16 protein-coding genes are annotated in these 16,516 nt (G+C 72.2%); 6 read left to right on the plus strand and 10 right to left on the minus strand.

All coding sequences use genetic code 11. The features are described 5' to 3' along the window. Positions 1-208: 208 nt before the first annotated feature. The 3 genes from ACFYQA_RS23020 to ACFYQA_RS23030 are packed head-to-tail and all read right to left on the minus strand — an operon-like array spanning position 209 to position 2,109. Positions 209-718, minus strand: a complete 510-nt coding sequence (locus tag ACFYQA_RS23020) for a MarR family transcriptional regulator (RefSeq protein ID WP_351127760.1) — start codon at positions 716-718, stop codon at positions 209-211. Between the two features lie 21 nt (positions 719-739). Beyond that, positions 740-934 carry a ferredoxin gene (locus ACFYQA_RS23025; RefSeq protein ID WP_326750894.1) on the minus strand — a complete coding sequence of 65 codons (195 nt, stop codon included), beginning with the start codon at positions 932-934 and terminating at the stop codon, positions 740-742. Beyond that, entirely contained in the window at positions 931-2,109 is a 1,179-nt protein-coding gene (locus ACFYQA_RS23030) for a CaiB/BaiF CoA transferase family protein (protein ID WP_388920841.1), read from the minus strand. The genes ACFYQA_RS23025 and ACFYQA_RS23030 overlap by 4 nt, the downstream gene beginning before the upstream one ends. Before the next feature lie 72 nt (positions 2,110-2,181). Between ACFYQA_RS23030 and ACFYQA_RS23035 the strand changes: the two genes are divergently transcribed. Beyond that, a complete protein-coding gene (locus ACFYQA_RS23035; RefSeq protein ID WP_388920844.1) occupies positions 2,182-3,303 on the plus strand; it encodes a hypothetical protein in 1,122 nt (373 codons plus the stop codon). 159 nt (positions 3,304-3,462) lie between these two features. On the opposite strand, the gene ACFYQA_RS23040 is transcribed toward ACFYQA_RS23035, so the two are convergent. From ACFYQA_RS23040 to ACFYQA_RS23065, 6 genes are all read right to left on the minus strand, one after another. Beyond that, a complete protein-coding gene (locus ACFYQA_RS23040; protein ID WP_388920846.1) occupies positions 3,463-3,882 on the minus strand; it encodes a TIGR03618 family F420-dependent PPOX class oxidoreductase in 420 nt (139 codons plus the stop codon). Continuing rightward, positions 3,879-4,823, minus strand: coding sequence for a hydroxymethylglutaryl-CoA lyase (locus ACFYQA_RS23045; protein WP_388920849.1), 945 nt, complete (start codon positions 4,821-4,823; stop codon positions 3,879-3,881). Before ACFYQA_RS23045 ends, ACFYQA_RS23040 begins: the two co-directional genes overlap by 4 nt. Beyond that, positions 4,820-6,835 carry an FAD-dependent oxidoreductase gene (locus ACFYQA_RS23050; RefSeq protein WP_388920852.1) on the minus strand — a complete coding sequence of 672 codons (2,016 nt, stop codon included), beginning with the start codon at positions 6,833-6,835 and terminating at the stop codon, positions 4,820-4,822. Before ACFYQA_RS23050 ends, ACFYQA_RS23045 begins: the two co-directional genes overlap by 4 nt. A 12-nt stretch (positions 6,836-6,847) precedes the next feature. Beyond that, positions 6,848-8,908, minus strand: a complete 2,061-nt coding sequence (locus tag ACFYQA_RS23055) for an FAD-dependent oxidoreductase (RefSeq protein WP_388920855.1) — start codon at positions 8,906-8,908, stop codon at positions 6,848-6,850. 149 nt (positions 8,909-9,057) lie between these two features. Then, the gene (locus ACFYQA_RS23060) at positions 9,058-10,578 is read right to left on the minus strand and encodes a class I adenylate-forming enzyme family protein (RefSeq protein ID WP_388920858.1); all 1,521 of its coding nucleotides are present in this window, start codon (positions 10,576-10,578) and stop codon (positions 9,058-9,060) included. Positions 10,579-10,731: 153 nt separating this feature from the next. Continuing rightward, complete coding sequence (locus tag ACFYQA_RS23065; protein ID WP_388920861.1) at positions 10,732-11,439, minus strand: EthD domain-containing protein; 708 nt, start codon at positions 11,437-11,439, stop codon at positions 10,732-10,734. 147 nt (positions 11,440-11,586) lie between these two features. Between ACFYQA_RS23065 and ACFYQA_RS23070 the strand changes: the two genes are divergently transcribed. Further along, positions 11,587-12,150 (plus strand): VOC family protein, encoded by a 564-nt coding sequence (locus tag ACFYQA_RS23070; protein WP_388920864.1) that lies wholly within the window; start codon positions 11,587-11,589, stop codon positions 12,148-12,150. Between the two features lie 202 nt (positions 12,151-12,352). Continuing rightward, complete coding sequence (locus ACFYQA_RS23075; protein ID WP_388920867.1) at positions 12,353-12,742, plus strand: hypothetical protein; 390 nt, start codon at positions 12,353-12,355, stop codon at positions 12,740-12,742. 139 nt (positions 12,743-12,881) lie between these two features. Here ACFYQA_RS23075 and ACFYQA_RS23080 read toward each other — a convergent pair whose 3' ends face one another. Beyond that, entirely contained in the window at positions 12,882-13,529 is a 648-nt protein-coding gene (locus ACFYQA_RS23080; protein WP_388920870.1) for a TetR/AcrR family transcriptional regulator, read from the minus strand. A 185-nt stretch (positions 13,530-13,714) separates the two neighbouring features. Here ACFYQA_RS23080 and ACFYQA_RS23085 point away from each other — a divergent pair, with 185 nt between their 5' ends. From ACFYQA_RS23085 to ACFYQA_RS23095, 3 genes are read left to right on the plus strand one after another with little or no spacing between them, the layout of a single operon-like run. After that, complete coding sequence (locus ACFYQA_RS23085) at positions 13,715-14,986, plus strand: multidrug effflux MFS transporter (RefSeq protein WP_388920873.1); 1,272 nt, start codon at positions 13,715-13,717, stop codon at positions 14,984-14,986. A gap of 40 nt (positions 14,987-15,026) precedes the next feature. Beyond that, positions 15,027-15,629 carry an NADPH-dependent FMN reductase gene (locus tag ACFYQA_RS23090; protein WP_388920875.1) on the plus strand — a complete coding sequence of 201 codons (603 nt, stop codon included), beginning with the start codon at positions 15,027-15,029 and terminating at the stop codon, positions 15,627-15,629. Further along, entirely contained in the window at positions 15,626-16,510 is an 885-nt protein-coding gene (locus ACFYQA_RS23095) for an LLM class F420-dependent oxidoreductase (protein ID WP_388920878.1), read from the plus strand. The genes ACFYQA_RS23090 and ACFYQA_RS23095 overlap by 4 nt, the downstream gene beginning before the upstream one ends. Positions 16,511-16,516 lie beyond the last annotated feature (6 nt).

Genomic DNA, 16,516 nt, shown 5'->3' on the forward strand with positions numbered 1-16,516 from the left:
GGCTTAAACAAGCATTGATTGGTTACTGGTGTGCGTAGGTTTCGGCGGGCTTTTCCGGCGCACGCGCGACGGTCGGTCGTACCGGTTCGCGTGAGCGGGCCGGCATGACGGCGTGACCGCGTGGACGGGCCCTGCGTCCGTCACAGTGCGAACCGGCCCCGTGCCCGGCGTGGACCGGCTCCGCCTCACGCCGTGGACCGGCTCCGCGTCACGGCGTGGGCTGGTCGGCCAGGCGCATCAGGAGGTGGCCGAGCTGCCGCTGCTCCTCGGGGGAGAGCACGGCGAACCAGGCCCTGTCCCGCTCGGCCTGGGCGCGCAGGCCCTCCAAGAGCCGGGAGGCACCCTCGTCGGTGAGCGAGACGAGCACCTGGCGGCGGTCGGTCTCACTGCGGTCGCGGCGGATCAGGCCGTCGCGCTCCAGGGTGTTCAGGACGGCCGAGGTGGCGGCCCGCGAGGCCCCGGAGAGCCGGGTGAGCTGCCGGGCCTCGAGCGGTCCGGCAGCCCACAGCAGGTTCATGAAGCGGAACCCCGCCCAGCTCCAGCCCAGCCGACGGTGCACCGACTCGGCGTCCTGTCCGAGCCGGTTGAAGAACTTGGTCAGGTTGAAGACCAGGTCGGTGCGGTCGGCGGCGTCGGGCGGGACGGTGTCCTGCTCGACGAGCCGGGCCCGGAGGACGTCGCGGAAGGTGGGCTGCGCCTGACCGTCGGGGGAGTTCACGCCGAGAAGGATAGAACCCACTCAGTCCTCGAGACGGATGGCCTGCTCGGGACAGGCCATGGCCGCGGTCTCGGCGTCCCGGCGCTGGTCGCCGGTGAGCTCGTCGACGAGGGTCTCGGCGTAGCCGCCGGCGTCGAGGTCGAAGACGTCGGGCGCCATCATCGCGCACTGGCCGTGGCCCACGCACTTGCTCGTGTCGATCACTGCTCTGGTCATCGGTGCTCCTTCGTCGGGTCCTGCGGTGCGGGGCCTGCACTCACCACACCCGTCTCGACGAGCCGGCCGGCGTCGAGCCCGAGGGAGGTGAGGATGTCGTGGCTGTGCTGTCCCGGCAGCGGCGGCGGCGTCGGGTCGTGCGGCTCGGAGCCCGAGAACCGGGGCGCCGTACCGGCCTGGAGGACGCCGTCGTGCCTGCGCAGCGACCGCCGGGACCGGATGTGCGGGTGGTCGGCGGCCTCGGTGAGGCCGAGGACCGGGGTCACGCAGCAGTCGGTCTGCTCGAACTCGGCCGCCCACGCGTCCCGGGTGCGGGTGGCGAAGACCGCGGCCATCCGGCGGCGCAGGTCCGGCCAGCGGGACTCGTCGAGCTGGTGGCGCGGGTCGTCGTCGAGGCCGAGCCGGCGCAGCAGTTCGGCGTAGAACTTCCCCTCGCCCGCGCCGACGGCCACGTGTCCGCCGTCGGCGCACTCGTAGACGGAGTAGAAGGGCGCGCCGCCGTCGAGGACGTTCACCCCGCGGCGGTCCTGCCACATGCCGCCGGCGTACATGGCGTGGGTGCTGGACAGCAGGTGGGAGACGCCGTCGACGATGGCGGCGTCGACGACCTGCCCGGTGCCGCTGCCCGCCGCCTCCCGCAGGGCCGCGAGGAGTCCGATGACGAGGTAGGTGGCGCCGCCGCCGAAGTCGCCCACGTAGTTGACCGGGATCTGCGGGGGTCCGCCGGCGCTGCCGATGCCGTGCAGGGCTCCGGTGAGGGCGATGTAGTTGATGTCGTGGCCGGCCGTTGCGGACAGCGGTCCCTCCTGGCCCCAGCCGGTCATCCGGGCGTACACCAGTTTGGGGTTGCGGGCCAGGCAGACGTCCGGGCCGAGTCCGAGGCGTTCGGCGACGCCGGGCCGGAAGGGCTCGGTCAGCGCGTCCGCCCGTTCGACGAGCCGGAGGACGATCTCCACCGCCTCGGGCTTCTTCAGGTCCAGGGCGAGGGACCGCTTGCCGCGGTTGAGCAGGTCGAACCTCGGCTCGGCGGCGGCCTCGACGCCGCCGTGCGCGGCCCGTGCCCGGTCGACGCGGATCACGTCCGCGCCGAGGTCGGCCATCAGCATGGTGGCGAAGGCGCTGGGGCCGAGACCGCCGAGTTCGACGATCGACAGCCCGCTCAGCGGTCCTGGCATGGCTCCTCCTGCGGTCTGCACCGATGCGGGGGATCGATGGCGCCGACAGCGTAAACCAATTAGCGTATGGTTATGAAGTCCTCCCCTACCGCACTCGTCATCGGCGGCACCGGTCCGACCGGGCCGCACCTCGTCTCGGGCCTGCTGGAGCGCGGGTACGACGTGGAGATCCTGCACCGCGGGGTCCACGAGCCGCCGGGACTGCCCGACGTCCCGCACATCCACGCCGACCCGCACTTCCGCGAGACCCTCGACGAGGCGACCGGCTCCCGCACCTGGGACGTCGTCCTGGCCACCTACGGACGGCTCAGGACGGTCGCACAGGCCTTCGCGGGCAGGTGCGGGCAGTTCATCGGGGTCGGCGGCGTCCCCGTCTACCGCGGATTCTTCGAGCCGGAGTCCACCCGTCCGTACGGCATGCGGCTGCTCGCCCGCGAGGACGGCCTCCTCGCCGACGCCTACGAGCCGGTGGCGCCCTTCGCGGCGAAGATGGTGGCCGCCGAGCGGGAGGTGTTCCGGCTCGGCGTCGAGGGCGCGTACACCGCCACCATGGTCCGCTACTCCCAGATCTACGGGCCGCGCAACATCGTGCCGTGGGAGTGGGCCGTCATGAAGCGGATCGCGGACGGCAGGCGCCGGATGATCCTGCCCGACGCCGGACTGTGGATCGTGACCCGGTGCGCCGCCCGCAACGCCGCCGAGGTGCTGTTGTCCGCGGTCGGCAACCCGGCCGCCGCGGGCGAGGCGTTCAACGTCGCCGACGACGACCAGCAGACCACCCGCCAGTGGGCGGAGAGCATCGCCATGCTGCTCGGCGCGGAGCTGGAGTTCGTCGGCATCCCGTCCGAACTCGCCCCCTCCGCCATGGGCGAGCTGCTCTCCCCCACGGCCCGCCCGCACGTCCTCGTCGACGCCTCGCGCGCCGAGCGGCTGCTGGGCTACCGCGAGGTCGTCACGGCCGCCGACGCCCTCGCCGAGACCGTCACCTGGCTGACCGAGAACCCCGTCACCGCCGAGGACTACCCGACGTACAACGCCCGGTTCGACTACGCGGGCGAGGACCGGCTGATGGCCGCCTGGGACCGGGCCCGTGAGCTGGTCCGCAGCCAGGCGCCGGACACCCCCGTCGACATGGCGCACGCGATGCCGCACCCCAGGGTGCCGTCCCTGCGGGCCGACGCCCGCGGTCGCTGACCGACGACGGCGCCCCGGCGGCTTCCCGGTGCTCCGGGAAGCCGCCGGGGCGGTGCGGGCGCCCGTGGTGGCGGTACACGCAAGGAACCGGGCCCCGAGGGTGTCCGCGGGCTGGACTCCGCGTCACCCCGGGGCCCGGTGGCCGCCGGCCGGGCCGTGTCAGCCGCCCGGCGTCAGATCCGTCGCGACGATGCGCCGCGGGTGGAAGGTGACCTTGCTGCGGGTCTCCCCCGGACCGTCCAGGTCGTGGAAGTCGTGGCCGTACTTCTTACCCGCCTCGGCGGCGAACGAGAAGTCGGCGTCGGGTTCGAGTTGGGCATCCGCGCGGATCTCCAGCGTGCGGAACCTGTTCTCCGGGTCCATGACGAACAGCGTGGCCAGCGGGGTCCGCCGCAGGTTGCGGGCCTTCTGCCGGGAGTCGTTGAGCGAGATGTGGAAGAGCCCGTGGCTCTCGTCGTAATAGAACGCGATCGCCGTGACCTGGGGGACCCCGCCCGGGCCGATCGTGGACAGGGTGGCGGTCATCGCCTTGGTCAGGTCATGGTGAGTGGCCGGGACCCGGGGCCGCTCGGACGTCATGACGCCTCCTTCTGCGGGAAACCGCCCGCCTTCGACACCATCGAGGGGACCTCCTTGCCGAGCTTCCCGCCGATGAACCCGGCGGCTTCGACCAGCGCCGGGACGGACAGGCCAGTGGTGACACCCGAGCGATCGAGGATGTAGACGAGGTCCTCGGTGGCGATGTTGCCCGTCGCCCGCGGCGCGAAGGGGCAGCCTCCGATGCCGCCGATGCTCGAGTCGAGGATGTTCACACCGAGGTCCAGGGCGGTCACGGCGTTGGCGTAGCCCGTGTTGCGGGTGTTGTGGAAGTGCGCGCGCAGCGGCACGTCGGTCAACGTGCGTGCGGTGCCGAAGAGTTCGCGCACCTGGTGCGGCACGCCCACCCCGATGGTGTCGGCCAGCGCGATCTCGCGGGCGCCGGCGGCCGACGCCCGCGCGACGAGAGCCGCGACCGTGTCGGGCGCCACCTCGCCCTCGAAGGGGCAGCCGAACGCGGTCGCGATCGTCACCGACGCCGGCATCCCGGCCGAACCGGCGAGCTCGAGCACCTCCTCCACCATCGCGGCGAGGGCGTCGGTGCCGGCGTTCTGGTTGCGCCGGTTGAAGGAATCGCTGGCGGCGAGCACCAGGTTGATCTCGTCGACGCCGGAGTCCAGGGCGCGCAGGAAGCCGCGCCGGTTGAGCACCAGCCCGATGTACGACACGTCGTCGCGCCGGGGCACCTGGTCCATCACCTTCTCGGCGTCGGCCATCTGCGGCACGGCATCCGGGCGGACGAACGAGACCGCCTCCATCCGGCGCACCCCTGCCGCGATCGCCAGTTCGATGAAGCGGACCTTGTCCTCGGTGGCGAGGATCGTCGCCTCGTTCTGCAGGCCGTCGCGGGGGCCGACCTCGACCACCTGGACCGGCCCGGCCGCCTCCTGTGCCGCACTCGTCGTGCCCGACGGCTTCGTCATGCCCTCACCTCCGCTGTCGCGCCCCGCGCCGGACGTGCCGTGCCGCAGAGCTCCTCGATCCGCGTCGCCGCCAGGTACCCCTCCCGCACGGCGGTCCGGTAGGACCGCGGGAGGACCGCGTCGCCGGCGTACTCCACCGGGACCCCCAGATCCTCCGCCCAGGAGGGCCGGGACGGCGTCGCGCGAGTCACCATCACCACCAGGCCCGCATCGTGCGTGGACACGGTGTGCCCGAGGAGGTCCTCGATGTCGACGGAGGCCTTGGTGATCGCGGCGACCATCGACAGCGGCAGCGCCGTGAACCGGCCGTGGGCGCGCAGCCGGCCGAGCGCCGTCGACGCGCGTCCGGTGGCGTCCACCGGCAGTCCGACCGAGGCGAACGGCGTGACGAAGGTGACGTACGCGCCCGCCTCGACGAGCAGCTCGGCCACGCCGAGCGCCTCGTACTCACCGATCTCGTCGACCACGACCGCCGCCTCGGGGACGGTGGTCAGCGCGAGGACGTCCCGCGAGGACACCACGTGCGGCAGGTCCGCGCCCGCCACGGTCGCACCGGGCCGCGCCGTCTGGCGGGCACCCTGCCGCGGCACCGATCCGGTGGCCGCGACGACCACGTCGGGCACGGTGGCGAGCACCGTCTCCGCGCTCGCGCGCGTGCCGAGCCGTACGTCGACGGCCGCGCCGCGCACCTCCCGTTCGGACCAGGCGATCGCGTCGAGCATGCCCGGCGCGTTCGGCATCGCCCGCGCCGCCCGGCGGGCCAGTCCGCCCAGCTCCCCGGTCTCCTCGAACAGGGTCACGGTGTGCCCGGCCAGGGCGGCGGCCCGCGCGGCCTCCAGACCGGCCGGGCCGCCGCCGACGACGGTGACCCGGCGGGGCCGCCGGGTGGGGTGCGGCAGGTCGGTCGTGGTGCCGGCGCCGGGCAGGGCCGGGTTGACGGCGCACCGGATCGAGCCCTCGGTGATGATCGAGCGCTGGCACTCGTTGCAGCCGATGCAGGGCCGCACCCGGGCGGCCCGGCCGGACATCGTCTTGCGGACCAGCTCGGGGTCGGCGATGTGGGCCCGGGTCATGCCGATCAGGTCGGCGGCGCCCGAGGCGACGGCCTCGTCGGCCTCCGCCAGAGTGCGGTAGCGCCCGGTGATCAGGGTGGGCAGGGTCAGACCGCGCGAGGGCAGTTCGTTCCAGGGCAGTTCGTAGCCGGCCGGCTGGTCCATGCCGCCGGTCATCAGCGGGAAGGCCTCGGGGGTCCGGCCGCCGAGCGAGAACCCGACGAAGTCGACCAGGCCCCGGTCCTGCAGGGCCCGGCCGATCGCGAGCATCGCCTCGGAGTCGATGCCGCCCGGACCGATGTCGGCGCTCAGCCGCACGCCGAGCACGAACCCCGGCCGGGTCGCGGCCCGCATCCCCTCCAGTATCTCGGCGAGGAAGCGCAGACGGTTGCCGAAGCTCCCGCCGTACCGGTCCTCGCGCCGGTTGTAGAGCGGCGAGAGGAAATGGTTGACCAGGTAGTGGTGGGCGCCGTGCACCTCGCAGCCGTCGAGCCCGGCGTCCGACATCACCTGCGCGGCGTGCACGAAGGCGTCCTGGATCTCCTCGATCTCGGCGTGCGTCATGGCCCGGGCCGGGGCCCCGTTGAGACCGTCGTTGTCGGAGGCGGAGAACGCCGGGCGGCCGTCGGGCAGCGGCGGTGAGGCCGCCCCTCCGTGGTTGGCCTGCCCGATCAGCACGGCCCCCTCCGCGTGCACGGCCGCGGCGAGCCGCGCCAGACCGGGCCCGACGTCGTCCCGGTGGAGTCGGAACGACGCGGGCCGGTACGTCGGGTGCACGGCGCCGGCCTCGGTGATCAGCAGGCCGACGCCACCGCGTGCCCGGGCGGTCAGGTATGCGACGAGCGTGTCGGAGACCAGCCCGTCCTCGGCATACCCGGTCATGTGGGCCGTCGTCGCGACCCGGTTGCGGACCGTCAGCGGCCCCAGACGGAGCGGCGAGAGCACGTGCTCGAGTGCCATGATTCCCTTTCCTCAGACGGAGCTTCCGCCGGAGTAGCGCACCCACGTCGCGCGCTGCCAGCCCTCCTCGAACCGGGCCGCCGCCAGCGAGCCCTCGGTGATCGCGGGTTCCAAGGTGCGCGGACCGAGCGCGTCGCCGATGACGTACAGCTCGGGGATGTCCTCCAGTTCGGCCGTCAGGGCGTGGTCGGGCACCGCGCCGGACATGAACACGAAGGTGTTCACCTCCAGCTCCTGGATCCGGTCCGGGGCGGCGATCGGGGCGACGGTGGCCCTGCCCGGTTCGACGGCGTGCACCAGGGTGCGCGTGTGCAGCTCGTAGTCGCCCTTGTACAGCTCCTCGGCGTGCGGGCCGGAGGCGTAGTCGTAGGCCACCGGGATGTTGGGGGCGAGGTTCGAGAAGCGGGTGACCTGGTGCACCCGGTGGCCGGCCCGGACAAGGGTCTCGGCGACGTCGATGCCCTCGTAGTGCCCGAGCTCGTCGACGAGGAGCACCGGACCGGTGATCTCGGCGCCGTTCAGGACGTCCCAGCCGGTCAGCACGTCGACGCTGGCCAGACCCTCCGGGGCGCCCGCGGGCCGCCAGGCCTGGAAGCCGTCCCGGCGGGGGGTGGCTCCGGTCGCCAGGACCACGCGGTCGGCGCCGATCGCGTCCACCGCCTCGCGGGAGTCGAGCGGGGAGTCCAGGACGACCTCGACGCCGAGACGGGTGAGTTCCGACTCGTAGTAGGGCAGCAGCGAGGCCACGTCGGAACGGGACGGGGACTTCTCGATCAGCTTGAGCTGGCCGCCCAGCCGGTCGGACCGCTCGTGCAGGACGACCCGGTGACCGGCCAGCGCGCAGGAGCGGGCGGCCTCCAGGCCTGCCGGGCCGCCGCCGATGACCAGAACGGTGCGGCGGCGCGGGCTGATGGTGAGCACGTGGTCGCCGCGCTTGCTCTCGTGACCGCAGGCGGGGTTGACGACGCAGCCCATCAGGCCGCGGCTGGTGAGGCCGCCGGCGCACGCCTGGTTGCAGGAGATGCAGGGGCGGATCTCCTTGGTGCGTCCCTCCCGCGTCTTCTTGACCAGGTGCGGGTCGGCGATGAGCGCGCGCACCATGGAGACCATGTCGGCCTCCCCGTTGCGCAGGATCTCCTCGGCGTCGTGCAGGGACAGGACGCGGCCGGTGACCATGGTGGGGAGCGAGACCTGCTTGGTGATCTCCCCGACGGCCTGCTTGACCATGTAGTTCCGCGGTTCGCGGGTGACGCCGATCAGCTTGGACCGGCGGTAGTGGCTGCCGTAGGAGACGTTGAGGTAGTCGACCAGGCCCTCGGCCTCCAGCCGCCCGATCACCTGCCGGACGTCGTCGCCCGTGGTCATGCCCTCGGCGCCGTCGGGCGAGAGCCGCACTCCGACGACGAAGTCGGGGCCGACCCGGTCCCGGATCGCGCGCAGCGCCTCGAAGAGGAGCCGCGAGCGGTTCTCCAGGGATCCGCCGTACTCGTCGGTGCGGTGGTTCGTGGCCGGGGCGAGGAAGGAGCTGAAGAGGTAGCTGTGCCCACCGTGGATTTCGACGCCGTCGAGGCCGGCCTGCCGGACGCGGCCCGCCGCGGCGGCGAAGCCCTCGATCACCTCGTCGATCATGTTCTTGGTCATCGGGTGCGGCACCAGGCCCAGGACCGGGTCCGCCACCGCGGAGGCCGCCCAGGGGGCCGAACCGTCGTGCGCGTAGAGGGTGGGGCCGCCGTGCATGAGCTGCTGGAACAGCTTCATGCCCTCGGCCTGCACGGACGACGCGAGATCGGCGAGGCCCTCGATGATGTCGTCGGTGGTCAGGTCCAGGAAGCCCGGTGAGCTCCAGTGGACCTGGCCGCCCTCGCCGAAGCTGAGCGCGACGCCGCCCCGGGCGCGCTCCATGTGGTAGGCCTTCAGGGTCTCCGTCACCGGGCCGCGGGCGAACCCGGTGCCGTGCGCGGACCGGACGACGCGGTTGCGCAGCGTGACGTTCTTGATCGTGAGCGGCTGCCAGACCAGGTCCAGTTCCCGCTCGGCCTGCTCGGCCTGCTCGTGAAGATGCTTGGCGCTCACGTACGTCCCTCTCGTGCCGGGTCTTGCTGTGGTGTGGTGCGTGTGGTTCCTGAGTTCCTGCGGTTCCTGCGGTTCCTGCGGTTCCTGCGGTTCCTGCGGTCCGGGCCGCGTTCGGTGTGGGGGTCCCAGGGGTGCCGCAGTGTGTGGGGTCAGCCGAGCATCTCGCGCAGCACGTTCTTCTGGATCTTGCCGGTGACGTTGCGCGGGAAGTCGTCGACGACGACGACCTTGGCCGGCACCTTGTACTTGGCCAGACGCGCGGCCACGTGGGCGATCAGGTCGGACTCGTCGACCGTGCGGCCCGCCTCGGGGACGACCACGGCGTAGCCGACCTCGCCCCACTTCTCGTGCGGCACTCCGACGACCGCCGCGTCCTGCACGTCGCAGTGGCTGGAGATGATCCGCTCGACCTCGGCGCAGAAGACGTTCTCGCCGCCGGACTTGTACATGTCCTTGAAGCGGCCCCGCAGGGCGACGAAACCGTCCTCGTCGATGGAGACGGCGTCACCGCTCTTGAACCAGCCCGCGACGGTCGCCTCGTCGTTCTCGGGGTCGCGGCGCCAGTATCCGGGGGAGATGGAGGGGCCCCGCACCCATGCCTCGCCGATCTCGCCCGGGGCGGCGTCCTCGAGGGTGACGGGGTCGACGACGCGGATCTGGACGTGCTGGACGGGTATCCCGACCGTGTGCGCCTTCTCCACCCGCGACGCCTTCGGCATCAGGGTCATGCTGGGCCCCATCTCGGTGGCGCCCCAGCCGGCCTGCAGTTCGAGGCCGTGCTCGCTGAAGTAGGCACCGACGTCGGCCGGGATCGCGCCACCGCCGACCATGCCGGCCCGGATGTGGGAGAAGTCGGCCGAGTCGGAGGCGTGCTCCATCACCATCCGGTACATCACCGGGGCGGCGTTGAAGTGGGTGAATCCGTGGCCGGCGTCGCCGAGCAGTTCGGCGACCCGGGCCGGGTCGAAGCGGCGCAGGACGCTGACCCGGCCGCCGGCCATGAGCGTCGGGTTGACGATCGCGTTGAGGCCGGCCGCGTGGAAGAGCGGCAGCGCGCTGAGGTAGCGGGCGGGCGGACTTCCGATGCACATGTCGTGCTGGACGTTCAGCGCGTGCCAGGCCAGCCCGCCGAGCGTGATGAGGGCGCCCTTGGGCAGGCCGGTGGTGCCGGAGGTGTAGAGGAGCTGGGCGGTCTGCTCGCCCGAGTACGGGCCGGTGCCGCGGATCGGGGCTGCCCGGTCCATCAGGGCGTCGATGTCGTTGCGGACATCGGTGCACGACCAGCCTGCCAGCGGCACGCCCAGTTGCTCACCGAGTTTGGTGGCGGTGTCCTGCCAGGTCGCGTCGTGGATGAGCAGTCCGAGCTCGGCGTCCTCGCAGAGCACGGCGATCTCGTTGACCGTCAGCCGCCAGTTGAACGGCACGAAGACCGCGCCGGTCCGGATGCAGGCGAACTGCAGGGCCAGGACGCGCCAGTCGTCGTCCGCGATCAGTCCTACCCGGTCACCGCGCCGAATGCCGAGGTCGCCCAGGACCGAACTGAGCCGGGCGACCCGGTCCTCGAATTCGCTCCAGGTCAGCTGTCGGCCGGAGTCGAGGCTTTCCACCGCGATCTCGGGCCCGTGGCGACGCGCGTTGTAGCTGACCCAGTCCGTCAGATGAGTGACCACTCGTGCTCCCTCGCTGGTGATCGAAGTAGGGGTGCGGCATTCCAAGCCGTCATACGCCCTCAGTCACGTGGCCGAACGGGCGAAAACCTAACAGCATCTGGTTATGGGGTCAACGGCTGTGACAGCACTTCCACCGTCCGCAGGATCCGCAGGTCAGACGACCCGGTTCTCCCGCACCACCAGACAGAACACCTCGAACGGCAGGAGCGCCGGATCGGCCGCCACCGCCTGCGCGGCCCGGGTGGCCGGGGCGGCGGAAGGGAACCAGACCTCCAGCAGACCGTCGTACGGCCGGCCGGCCGCGCCCCGCGGCGAGAGCCCGGGGTCGGCGTCCAGCGCCGTGCTCCAGCGGTGCCCGAGCGCCAGGTCTGCCCCCGGTGCGGCGCCCAGGGCCCCGGCCAGCGCCCGGCCGGCCCGTTCGTCGGCATTGCCCGTGCGCGCGAACACCATCAGCGTGCGCCCTTCGGACACCGGGGCCGGCGCCTCGCCGAAGCAGTGCGCCAGCAGGACCGCGGCCATGCTGGACCGGTCGGTGAACAGTGCCTCGTCCGGTACGGCGCGGCCGTGGTAGTCCGGGTGCGCCCTGAGCGTCCCGATGGCCGCGAGGTCCGGGAAGGAGGCCAGCGGCACGCCGTCGTATTCCCAGGTCGGCGGGCGATTGGCGGGCTGTTCCCCGGGAATCGCGTGGCCTTGCGTGTAGCCCACCATGCCGGGCAGCCCGCGGGCGATCGCCGCGTGCTCCTCGCGCCAGTGGCGGGAGAACTCCGCCCAGTCGAGGGCCGTGCGCCGGCGCACGGGGGCCACGGATCTGATCACGGAAGCGGTGGTACCGGCCGGATCGGCCGTCATCTGGTCAGACATGGGCAGATGCTGACGTGACTCGTGATACACGTCAAGGCTTCAACAAGCAGCGTTCATACGTCAAGCCTTTGACAATCACCGTTGGGTGAGTCACTGTGGAAGTACACCCCCCGGTTTCGGGAACGTCTTCCACCACGAGGAGGGGCCGTGATTCACCACCTGGCCATCACCCCGAAGAACTTCGACGTGTCGCACAGGTTCTACACCGAGGTCATGGGCTTTGAGCTCGTGAAGATCGTCAAGCGCCAGGCCATGGGCGGCTCCAAGGCCGGCTGGACCAAGCACGTGTTCTACGAGACCGCCAAGGGTTCCGGCTCGTACTTCGTCCTCTGGGACCTGCACCTGAACGGTGTGGAGCTGCCCGAGGACTGGGACCCCTCGATCTCCGTCGGACTCGGTCTGCCCTGGTGGATCAACCACATCGCCTTCGAGGTCAAGGACCTCACCGAGCTGGAGGAGAAGAAGCAGCACTGGCTGTCCCACGGCCAGAAGGTGAGCGAGGTCGTCCACGAGTTCATCACGTCGATCTACACCCGGGACCCGGACGGCAACATGGTCGAGTTCACGACCAACACCCGCCCGCTGAACGACGACGACAAGGCGGAGGCGCTGGAGCTGCTCGCCGACGACGAGCCCGCCTCCATGCCCGACTACCCGGGGGTCGTCTACCTCCCGGACGGACGGATCATCGAGGCGCCGTCCTCGGAGTGACCCTCCCCCGCCACGTCCGTCGCACTCCGTCCGGGTCCGCCCGATTCCGTCAGGACCGGGCCGGCCCCGGACGACGGGCCCAGCAGGGGTGCGGCGCCGGCCGCGCACGCCGCACCCCGCGGCGGCGCGGCCCCCTCAGCACGTTGCCGGTTCTTCCCCCCGCCCGCTGCCGCGGGGCACCCACACACGAGAGGTCAGGCTCATGGGCTGGTCGATGTACACCGCCAGGTTCGGAGCGACGAGGCCGGCCTTCCTGCCGGCCGTGGCGGATCCCGAGGCCGTCACCGAGTCCGTGCGCGCGGGCCTGGACTGGATGTTTCCCGAAGTCGTCATCACCGCCGACACCGCCACGGTGCGCCTGTCCATGAACGCGCCCTCCGCCGAGGCGGCGCTCGCACATCTGCGCGGCAGCTACAAGTCGGCCCTCTACACCGCCGGTGTGTGGCAGGTCGGCAACTGGCCGCTGCACCTGCTCACCGTGGAGGCCGGTCTGCCCCTCGGGGTCGGGGCCCCTCCCGACCCCGCCACAGAGCCCGCCGCAGAGTCCGCCGGAACGGTCCACGGCCGGGACGGTCTCCATCTCGTCGGCTGACGTCCACCGGACGCACGGCGTGTACGGCACGTACGACGCATCCCCGGAGGGGGCGGCGGACGCCGCCCCGCGCGCGGCGGGGACAGGACGTCCTCGTGCCCACTCCCTCCGTCGGCCCCGTCGGCGGCTTTCCGGGCGCTCAGGCCTCGGAGAGCCGCTCGGCCGCGAGCCGCGTCTCCTTCAGCTGGATCGTGCTCTCGATGATCGAGAGCATCGAGGAGGCCGCCACCTGGAAGAGCTCCTCGGAGCTCATACCACGCGCCTCGTGGGCCGCGTGCAGCGACGGGGTGGCGACGTCGCCGTCCTCGTCCCCCATGGACCCGGCCATGCCGGTTTCCTGCAACGCGCTGGTGATCGCCAGCAGTTCCAGACTCTCCATCAGCGGGGCGATCATCGGCAGCGGCACGCCCTCGGCCTGCAGCCGCTGCACACTCGCCTCGACCTCCGTCAGACCGATGCCCAGCGGCGCGCGGCGCAGCATCACGGGGATCAGCTCCGGGTGCGAGATCAGCGCCTGGCGGGTGCGGTAGGCGTTGAGCGGCAGCCAGACCCTCCAGTTCTCGTTCTCGGTGCGCGGGGCGGCCACGTCGGCCAGCGCGAGCTGGGTGACGCCGACCAGGATCTCGTCCTTGTTGCGGAAGTGGTGGTACAGCGAGGCGCCGTTGACCTTGAGGGCCTCACCCAGGCGCCGGATGCTCAGAGCGTCGAGACCCTCGCCGTCAACGATCTCGAGCGCCGCCTCGAGTGCCTTGCGGCGCGAGATCAGCGGGATCTTCGGTCGGGCCATGGGGGGCTCTCCTCGTCTCCGGGCTCCACGTCCTCAAGCACCTTAATCCATCAACGTTCGTCTGTTGGCCACCAGGTGCGAGTGGCCTTCTTTGTCCGTTCCTGATTCGGCGTCAGTTCCGGCAGCTCCCTCGGCCCCGTTCGCTCCCGGCCGTCATCCCATCGTACGGAGAGGACCGTGCCCCAGTGACCGACCACAACACCGCCCCCTCAGCGGGGGCTCCTCCCGGCCCGGACCCGGCCCCGGTCGCGGCGACCCCCTCGGCGGCGGGCACGACCCGTGTGGTGGTGGTCGTCGCGCTGCTGATGTCGGTGTCGCCCTTCACCATGGACATGTACCTCCCGGCCATGCCCGAGATGGCCCGCGACCTGGACGTGGCGCCGTCGCAGATCCAGCTCTCCCTCACCGGTGTGCTGGTGGGGCTGGCCCTGGGCCAGCTGGTCGCCGGGCCGCTGGCCGACGTCTTCGGCCGCCGCCGCCCGGTGCTGGTGGGGCTCGCCGGCCACGTCGTCACCTCACTGCTGTGCTTCGCCGCCCACGACCCGTACCTGCTCGCCGGGACCCGGCTGCTGCAGGGGCTGTCGTGCGCGGCGGTCGCGGTCGTGTCCATGGCTACCGTGCGCGATCTGTTCGCGGGTTCGGGCTATGCGCGGGTCATGTCGCGGATGTTCCTCGTGATCGGCGTGGCCCCGGCGCTGGCGCCCACCATCGGCGGCGGTGTGCTCGCGGTCGCCGAGTGGCCGTTCATCTTCCTGGCGCTCGCCGGTCTCGGCGCGGTCCTGCTCGTGGTGGCCGCGACCTCGCTGCCCGAGACACTGCCGCCCGAGCGGCGCGGCCAGCCCACCTTCACGGCCGTCCGCGCGTCGTACCGGGCGCTGCTGGGCGACCGGACGTACCTCGCGCTGATCCTGGTCGGAGGGCTGATGTTCTCGACCCTGTTCAGCTACGTGTCGGGGGCGTCGTTCGTCCTGCAGGGCCGGTTCGGGCTGAGCGAGCAGCAGTTCGCCCTGCTCTTCGCCGCCAACGCGGTGGGGCTGACGCTGCTCGCCCAGGTGAACCCGTTGCTCATCCGGCGCTTCGGACCGGCGAACGTACTCACCTTCGCCACCGTGCTGGGGCTGTTCAGTTCGGCGCTGCTGCTGCCGCTGCTGGCCTTCGGCGAGGCGCCGCTCGGCGCCGTCGTCGCGGTGCTCGCGCTGTCGGTCGCCGGGTACGGGCTGAGCATGCCGAACAGTCAGGCGCTTGCGCTGAACGGGCAGGGCCACCGGGCGGGCACCGCGGCCGCGCTGATGGGGTTCACGCAGTTCTCCGTCGCCAGTCTCGTGGCGCCCGTCGTGGGTCTTGGCGGGGCCGACGGCATCGCGATGGCCGGCGCCATGCTGACGGCCACCGCCTGTGCCTCGGGCGTGATGTGGCGTGCCGTCCGGCGGAACCCGGAGGCGATGGCCGTGCGCTGATTCTTGCCAGCTCGAACCAACCGCTGTTAGTTTATTGAGTATGCCTGAACACGCGCTCGACGAACGACCGCTGGTCGTCGGCATCGGTGGCACGGTGCGGGGCGAGTCCAGCTCCGAGGCGGGGCTGCGCTCCGCACTCGCGGCTGCCTCGGCCGCCGGTGCCCGCACGCTCTGCCTGACCGCCCACGACATCGCGCTGCCCTTCTACGAGCAGCGCGTCCCGCGCTCGCCCCAGGCGGCGAGACTGGTGGAGGCGCTGCGCTCGGCCGACGGCCTGATCGTCTCGAGCCCCGGCTACCACGGAGCGGTCTCGGGCCTGGTCAAGAACGCCCTCGACTACGCCGAGGACCTCGCAGGCGACCCGCGCCCCTACCTGGACGGGATTCCGGTCGGCTGCATCGGTGTCGCCTACGGCAAGCAGGCCGCCGTGGCGGTCATCGACCAGCTGCGCACCGTCGCCCACGCCCTGCGCGGCTTCCCGACGCCGTACGGCGCGGCGGTCGTCGCCCAGCGCGGCGCCTTCCGCGACGGCCGGTGCGTGGACGCCGCGCTGGACGGGCAGTTCGCCCGCGTCGGGGCCCAGGTGGCGGCGTTCGCCGGCGCCGTCCGGACCGCCACCGCCGCGTTCGAGCCGGTCGCATGAGCATCCGCCCGCTGCGCGCTGCGGGGCGGTCCTTCGGCATCTGGGCCGGAGCGTTCCGCCTCGACGACCGCGCTCTCGTCGCCGACGCGGCCGCCGCCCTGGAGGACATGGGCTACACGGCGCTGTGGTACCCGGGCGGCCTGCGCCGTACGTTCGAGACGGCCGCCGTGCTCCTCGAGGCCACCTCGCGGGCCGTCGTCGCGACCGGCATCGCCAACATCTGGGTCAACCCGCCCGCGGAGTCCGCGGAGGCGTTCGCCCGCCTCGACGCGGCGCACCCCGGACGATTCCTGCTCGGCCTCGGGGCGAGCCACGGGCCGATGGTCGAACGGTCCGGTCTCGGCCGGTACGAACGGCCGCTGGCCAAGATGCGGGGCTACCTCGACGAGCTGGACGCCTCGGCCACCCCGGTGCCGCCGGAGCACCGGATCATCGGCGCCCTGGGCCCGAAGATGCTCGCCCTCTCCGCAGAGCGCTCCCTCGGCACGCATCCCTACCTCGTCACGCCCGAGCACACGGCGCGGATCCGCTCGGCCGTCGGCGCCGGCGCCCGGGTGATGCCGGAGCAGGGGGTCGTCCTCGACTCCGACCCCGCCTCGGCCCGCGCCACCGCCCGTGAGGCTCTCGCCATGTACCTCGGGCTGCCCAACTACGTGAACAACTGGCTGCGTCTGGGCTTCACCGAGGACGACGTGGCCGACGGCGGCAGCGACCGCCTGGTCGACGCCCTGATCGCCTGGGGAACCCCCGAACAGATCGCCGCCCGGGTCCGCGCCCATCATGACGCGGGTGCGGACCATGTGTGCCTGCAGATCCTCGGCGCCCCGGGCGAGCTGCCCCTGGGCACGGCGCGCAGCCTGGCCGCCGCCCTGCTCGACTGATACGCA

It is taken from the genome of Streptomyces sp. NPDC005774 (genome assembly GCF_042871645.1).
Lineage (GTDB): Bacteria > Actinomycetota > Actinomycetes > Streptomycetales > Streptomycetaceae > Streptomyces > Streptomyces pratens.

What these genes read in the sequence shown, in the direction of transcription:
- ACFYQA_RS23075 (WP_388920867.1), top strand. Translation starts at nt 12,353, where the DNA reads ATGGGCTGGTCGATGTACACCGCCAGGTTCGGAGCGACGAGGCCGGCC.
- ACFYQA_RS23025 (WP_326750894.1), bottom strand. Translation starts at nt 934, where the DNA reads ATGACCAGAGCAGTGATCGACACGAGCAAGTGCGTGGGCCACGGCCAG.
- ACFYQA_RS23035 (WP_388920844.1), top strand. Translation starts at nt 2,182, where the DNA reads ATGAAGTCCTCCCCTACCGCACTCGTCATCGGCGGCACCGGTCCGACC.
- ACFYQA_RS23050 (WP_388920852.1), bottom strand. Translation starts at nt 6,835, where the DNA reads ATGGCACTCGAGCACGTGCTCTCGCCGCTCCGTCTGGGGCCGCTGACG.
- ACFYQA_RS23090 (WP_388920875.1), top strand. Translation starts at nt 15,027, where the DNA reads ATGCCTGAACACGCGCTCGACGAACGACCGCTGGTCGTCGGCATCGGT.
- ACFYQA_RS23080 (WP_388920870.1), bottom strand. Translation starts at nt 13,529, where the DNA reads ATGGCCCGACCGAAGATCCCGCTGATCTCGCGCCGCAAGGCACTCGAG.
- ACFYQA_RS23045 (WP_388920849.1), bottom strand. Translation starts at nt 4,823, where the DNA reads ATGACGAAGCCGTCGGGCACGACGAGTGCGGCACAGGAGGCGGCCGGG.
- ACFYQA_RS23065 (WP_388920861.1), bottom strand. Translation starts at nt 11,439, where the DNA reads ATGTCTGACCAGATGACGGCCGATCCGGCCGGTACCACCGCTTCCGTG.
- ACFYQA_RS23095 (WP_388920878.1), top strand. Translation starts at nt 15,626, where the DNA reads ATGAGCATCCGCCCGCTGCGCGCTGCGGGGCGGTCCTTCGGCATCTGG.
- ACFYQA_RS23030 (WP_388920841.1), bottom strand. Translation starts at nt 2,109, where the DNA reads ATGCCAGGACCGCTGAGCGGGCTGTCGATCGTCGAACTCGGCGGTCTC.
- ACFYQA_RS23040 (WP_388920846.1), bottom strand. Translation starts at nt 3,882, where the DNA reads ATGACGTCCGAGCGGCCCCGGGTCCCGGCCACTCACCATGACCTGACC.